This is a genomic window from Kineococcus rubinsiae (assembly GCF_011839805.1).
Taxonomy (GTDB): domain Bacteria; phylum Actinomycetota; class Actinomycetes; order Actinomycetales; family Kineococcaceae; genus Kineococcus; species Kineococcus rubinsiae.
Genome location: NZ_VWPY01000105.1, coordinates 1 through 5379 on the forward strand (window position 1 = coordinate 1; position 5379 = coordinate 5379).

A 5379-nucleotide genomic window follows, 5' to 3' on the forward strand; every position below is an offset into this window, starting at 1 on the left:
GGCGCCGCCCTCGGTGCGGCCCCGCCGCCGCGGCCGGGGGACGAGGGCCGCGACGCCCGGCAGCAGGGCGACGACGCGCCCGAGGTCCTCGCCCAGCGGGTGGTCGGTGAGGTCGGCGTCGACGGCGGCGTCCAGCAGCGCGAACAGCGGCCGGGCGGGGCGCGTCAGCCGGTCGGGCACCACGCGCAGCGCCCGGGTCGCGGCCAGCGCCTCCGCGCCGACGACGATCGGGGCGAGGTCGGCGACGCGGCGCAGCGCCCGCGCCCCCTGCGTCGCGAAGCTCGCGTGCTCCTCGAGGCCGAGGGAGATGCTCAGCGCCGCCGCGGTGGTCGGGGACACGCCCGCGCGGAGCTCGCCGAGGACGTCCTGCACGACGTACTCGCTGATCATCAGCCCGGAGCTGCCGGCCGGGCCGACGGCGACGAAGGCGCGCAGCCCCGTGTGCTCGGGGCGCATGAGCAGGCCGAGGCGGGCGGCGGACAGCGTGAGCACGGGGTGGACCGCGGCCCGGGCCGCGTCGAGGGCGTTGGCGAGCGCGGCGGTGTGGAACTGCCCGTGGTGCAGGACGCCGGCGGTCGTGACGAGCGGGTTCTCCGTCACCGACGACGTCTCGACGAGCAGGACGTCCTCGAGGTGGCGCAGCGCGGCGAGCGCGGGGGCGAGCACCTGCGGCAGCACGCGCAGGCCGAACGGGTCCTGCAGGCGGACCGGCGTGCCGGAGCCCTGGACGAGGCGCCGCAGCTGGGCCGCGACCTCGGGCTGGTCGTGGTGCGCGCGCGTGGTGTGCACGGCCTCGGCGAAGGCCTGCGGGTTGCCGCGCAGCGCGAGGAAGGACAGGGCGCCCACCGCGAGCGACGCGCGCAGCAGGGTGTGGACCTCCCGCGCGGCGAGCGCCGCGGTGGCCAGGGTGACGGCGCCGGAGGACATCAGCGGCAGCGCGTCGGCGGGGCCCAGCTCGACCGGGTGCACGCCCCGGCCGGTGCCGGGCTGCGCCCACGGGCGCTCGCCGACGAGCGTCAGCCCGAGCTCGGCCATCTGGGCCAGGTCGGCGGTCCCGATGCCGCCGAAGACGTGCAGGGTCGGGACGGCGCCGGTCTCGACGGCGCGCGCGAGGGCGGCGACGACGGGCGGGCTGACCCCGGCCCCGCCGGCCGAGCGGCCACCGGCGAGCAGCTGGTTCAGGCGCACCGCGAGCGCGGCGCGGGCCGTGGCCGCGTCGAGGACGGGGCCCGTGCTGGCGGCGTGGCTGCGCAGCAGGCGCAGGCCGTGCCGGGCCCCGGCGTCCTCGGCGGGCTCGCCCTCGCCCGCGGCCGGGTGCTCCTGCGGGCCGGGCTCCGCGGTGAGGTCGACCCGCACGTGGCGGTTGCCGCCGACACCCGTCGTCGCCCCGTAGACGTCGCCGCGCTCGCGGGCTGCGAGCATCGCGTGGTGCAGCGGAACGAGGCGAGCCAGCGCCCCCGGGTCCACCACCGCACGCGCGCGCCCGGAGGCGAGGTCGGCCAGGGCGTCGAGCGGGAGGGGACTGCCGTCGAGGCGGACCTCGTGCGCGTCGAGCGGGGCGTCGTGCACGATGGCTCCGTTCCCCGGGCGGCGGGACCTGCTCCAGACGGGTCCATCCTGCCTGCTCGACCATCCTCATTCAACAGTCGCTGACATGAAACATCTCATTCAGGGCGCGTCCGGGGCGCCGCGGGACCGACTCCATGGAGCCACGTGATCACCTTCGAGCACATCCGGAAGCAGTTCCCCGACGGCACCGTCGCGGTCGACGACCTCGACCTCGAACTCCCCTCGGGGAAGATCACCGTGTTCGTGGGCCCGTCCGGCTGCGGCAAGACGACGTCGCTGCGCATGATCAACCGGATGGTCGAGCCGACGTCGGGGCGCATCCTCGTCGACGGCGAGGACGTCCTGGAGAAGGACCCCGCGGTGCTGCGGCGCGGCATCGGCTACGTCATCCAGCACGCCGGGCTGTTCCCGCACCGCACGGTCGTCGACAACGTCGCGACCGTGCCGCACCTGCTGGGGCGCAGCAAGAAGGAGCGCCGCGCGGCCGCGATGGAGCTGCTCGAGCGCGTCGGCCTGCCGACCGCGTTCGCCGACCGCTACCCCTCGCAGCTCTCGGGCGGGCAGCAGCAGCGCGTCGGGGTGGCGCGGGCGCTCGCCGCGGACCCGCCCGTGATGCTCATGGACGAGCCGTTCAGCGCCGTCGACCCCGTGGTGCGCGACCAGCTGCAGCAGGAGTTCCTGCGGCTTCAGTCCGAGCTGGGCAAGACGATCGCCCTGGTCACCCACGACATCGACGAGGCCGTGAAGCTCGGCGACACCATCGCGGTGTTCCGCGCGGGCGGTCACCTGGCGCAGGTCGGGACCCCGCAGGAGCTGCTGGAGCGCCCCGCCGACGACTTCGTCCGCGACTTCGTGGGCCGCGACCGCGGCTTCCGCGGCCTGTCCTTCGAGTCGGCGGCCTCGCTGCCCGTCCGCCCGCTGGGCGAGGTGGGCGGCGCGCGCCTGGTCCTCGACGACTCCGGCCGGCCCGTGTGCTGGGAGGGGCCGGGGGTCCGCGGCGGCAGCGCGCCGGTCGAGGGCACCTTCACGGCGCACGACTCGCTGCGCCTGGTCACCGACCTGGCGCTGAGCTCGCCCGTGGCCACCGCGGTCCGCGTCGACGGCGCCGGGCGCGCCGACGGCCTCGTGCCGCACCACGACCTCGTCGACCACCTCGCGGCCCGGAGGGCGCCGGCGTGATCGACTACCTCTCGAACAACTCCGACGTCGTCCTCGCCGCGCTGCGCCAGCACGTCCCGCTGGCCTTCCTGCCGCTGCTGATCGGGGTCGTCCTGGCGCTGCCCGTGGGCTACCTGGGCGTGCGCTTCGGCTGGCTCTACCACCCGCTGCTCAACGCCTCGGGGATCGTCTACTCGATCCCGTCGCTGGCGCTGTTCGTGACGCTGCCCTACGTGCTGGGCACGCGGATCCTCTCGCCCGTGAACATCGTCGTGGCGCTGTCGCTCTACACGCTGGCGCTGATGGCGCGCACGGTCGCGGACGGCCTGCGCTCGGTCGACGCCTCGCTCACCGAGGCCGCCACCGCCATGGGCTACCGCCGCACCCGCCGCCTGCTCGAGGTGGAGCTGCCCCTCGCGCTGCCCGTCGTGCTCGCGGGCGTCCGGGTGGCGGCCGTGTCGAACATCAGCCTCGTCAGCGTCGGCGCCCTCATCGGCGTCGGCGGCCTCGGGGCCCTGTTCACCCGCGGCTTCCAGCTGTTCTACCCGGCGCCGATCCTCGTCGGCGTGATCCTCTCGGTGCTGCTCGCCGCGGTCACCGACCTGGTCATCGTCTCGATCCAGCGCGCGGTGACCCCGTGGTCGCGCGCCTCCGCACGGAGGGCCTGACCGTGGGCGACGACACCCCCTACCTCCTCGACGGCACGCACTGGTCGGGGCCGACCGGCATCCCGCACCTGCTGCTCGCGCACCTCGGCTACACCGGGGTCGCCTTGCTGTGCGGCATCGCCATCGCGCTGCCCGTCGGCCTCTACATCGGCCACACCGGCCGCGGGTCGTTCCTGGCCATCAACGCGGGCAACGCCGGCCGCTCGCTGCCGACGCTGGGCCTGCTCATGCTCATGGTGACGCTCATGGGCCTGGGGTTCCTGCCCGTGCTCATCGCCCTGACGGTGCTGGTCATCCCCCCGATCCTCACGACCACCTACGCGGGACTGCGCAACGTCGACCGCAGCGCCGTCGACGCGGCGGTCGGGATGGGCATGCGGCCGTGGCAGGTGCTGTGGCGCGTGGAGGTGCCGATGGCCCTGCCGGTCATGCTCGGCGGCCTGCGCAGCGCGGCCCTGCAGGTCGTCGCGACGGCCACCGTCGCGGCGTCGGTGGGTCTGTCGGGCCTCGGCCGGCTGCTCATCGACGGCCTCTCGGTCAACGACTACGGCCGCGTCGTGGCCGGGGCCGTCGTGGTGGCGGTGCTCGCGATCGTGCTCGACCTCGGCCTCGGGCTGGTGCAGCGCTACGTCGTCTCGCCCGGCGTGTCGGGCCGCGGACTGCGCCGGCGCGGCGCGCGGGCCTCGGCGGAGCGGCTCGACCCCGACCTGCTCTGACGTAGATTCCTTCCCGAGTTCACCTGATCCCCCTCTGGTCCCGACCCATCGAAAGGCTCGACCATGAAGCCCACGGACATGAAGCGCAGGACCCTCCTGGGCGCAGCCCTCGCCACCGGCGCGACGCTCACGGCCGCCGCGTGCGGTTCCGGCGACGACCCGCTGGCGACCTCCAGCTCGAGCTCCAGCGGCTCCGCGAGCGCGTCGGACGCCGTCATCATCGGCTCCGCCAACTTCCCCGAGAGCGAGCTCGTCGGTGAGATGTACGCCCAGGTCCTCGAGGCCAAGGGCGTGAAGGTCGAGCGCAAGTTCAACATCGGGGCGCGCGAGGTCTACCTCAAGGCCCTCGACGACGGCTCGATCGACCTGCTGCCCGAGTACAACGGCGCCCTGCTGGCGGCGCTCGTCGAGGGTGGCGCGCCCGAGGGCGTCAGCAGCCCCGAGCAGGTCTACGACGAGCTGCAGAAGGCGCTGCCCGAGGGCACCGAGACGCTGCAGCAGTCGGCCGCCGAGGACAAGGACACGCTGAGCGTCCTGCCCGCGACGAAGTCGCAGTACAACCTGTCGACCATCGAGGACCTCGCGCCCGTCGCGAAGGACCTCTCGCTCGGCGCCGGCCCGGAGTTCCAGGAGCGCTACCAGGGCCTCGTCGGCCTCAAGGCCCTCTACGGCGTCGAGTTCGGCACGTTCCGCCCCCTGGACGCGGGCGGCCCGCTGACCGTCGGTGCGCTGGAGGACGGCTCGATCCAGGTCGGCAACGTCTTCTCCACCGACTCGGCCATCGCCACCAAGGGCTTCGTCGTCCTGGAGGACCCGAAGAACCTCTTCCTGGCGCAGAACATCCTGCCGCTCATCCGGTCGTCGAAGAACAACCAGACGATCACCAACGCCCTCAACGCCTTCTCGGCGGTGCTGACGACGGACAACCTGACCGAGTACCTGGCCAAGGTGCAGGTCGACAAGCAGGACAGCGCGACGGTCGCGAAGGCGTTCCTGGCGGCCAACCCCGTCGCCTGAGAGACCTCGCCGCCTGAGAGACCCCGTCGTCGCCGGGTCAGGCGTCCGGCACGAGCCAGGTGACGCCCAGCGGCGGCACCCGCAGCTGGACCGACTGCTCCTGGCCGTTCCAGGCGACCGCCTCGGCGGTCAGCGGCCCGGTGTTGACGACGCCGGAGCCCGCGAACTCCTCGGCGTCGGTGTTCAGCAGCTCGCGCCAGGTGCCCCCGGTGGGCAGGCCCACGCGGAAGTCCTCGTACGCAGCGCCGGAG

At 74.3% G+C, this 5379-nt stretch carries 6 protein-coding genes; 4 read left to right on the forward strand and 2 right to left on the reverse strand.

The window, feature by feature from the left end; genetic code table 11:
- Positions 1-1569: aromatic amino acid lyase (locus tag F1544_RS22940; RefSeq protein WP_167588516.1), on the reverse strand; the 1569-nt coding region annotated here is incomplete at its 3' end.
- Positions 1570-1713: 144 nt separating this feature from the next.
- Between F1544_RS22940 and F1544_RS22945 the strand changes: the two genes are divergently transcribed.
- The 4 genes from F1544_RS22945 (at position 1714) to F1544_RS22960 (ending at position 5128) form a co-directional block, all read left to right on the forward strand.
- Positions 1714-2748 (forward strand): ABC transporter ATP-binding protein, encoded by a 1035-nt coding sequence (locus F1544_RS22945; RefSeq protein ID WP_167588517.1) that lies wholly within the window; start codon positions 1714-1716, stop codon positions 2746-2748.
- Positions 2745-3395 (forward strand): ABC transporter permease, encoded by a 651-nt coding sequence (locus tag F1544_RS22950; RefSeq protein WP_167588518.1) that lies wholly within the window; start codon positions 2745-2747, stop codon positions 3393-3395. Before F1544_RS22945 ends, F1544_RS22950 begins: the two co-directional genes overlap by 4 nt.
- Positions 3365-4111: an ABC transporter permease gene (locus F1544_RS22955; protein WP_308470292.1), complete on the forward strand. Its 747-nt coding sequence runs from the start codon at positions 3365-3367 to the stop codon at positions 4109-4111. Before F1544_RS22950 ends, F1544_RS22955 begins: the two co-directional genes overlap by 31 nt.
- A 78-nt stretch (positions 4112-4189) precedes the next feature.
- The gene (locus F1544_RS22960) at positions 4190-5128 is read left to right on the forward strand and encodes an ABC transporter substrate-binding protein (RefSeq protein ID WP_167588520.1); all 939 of its coding nucleotides are present in this window, start codon (positions 4190-4192) and stop codon (positions 5126-5128) included.
- Between the two features lie 37 nt (positions 5129-5165).
- Here F1544_RS22960 and F1544_RS22965 read toward each other — a convergent pair.
- On the reverse strand, positions 5166-5379 hold a 214-nt coding region (locus F1544_RS22965), incomplete at its 5' end, for an alpha amylase C-terminal domain-containing protein (protein ID WP_208972469.1).

What these genes read in the sequence shown, in the direction of transcription:
- F1544_RS22960 (WP_167588520.1), top strand. Translation starts at nt 4,190, where the DNA reads ATGAAGCGCAGGACCCTCCTGGGCGCAGCCCTCGCCACCGGCGCGACG.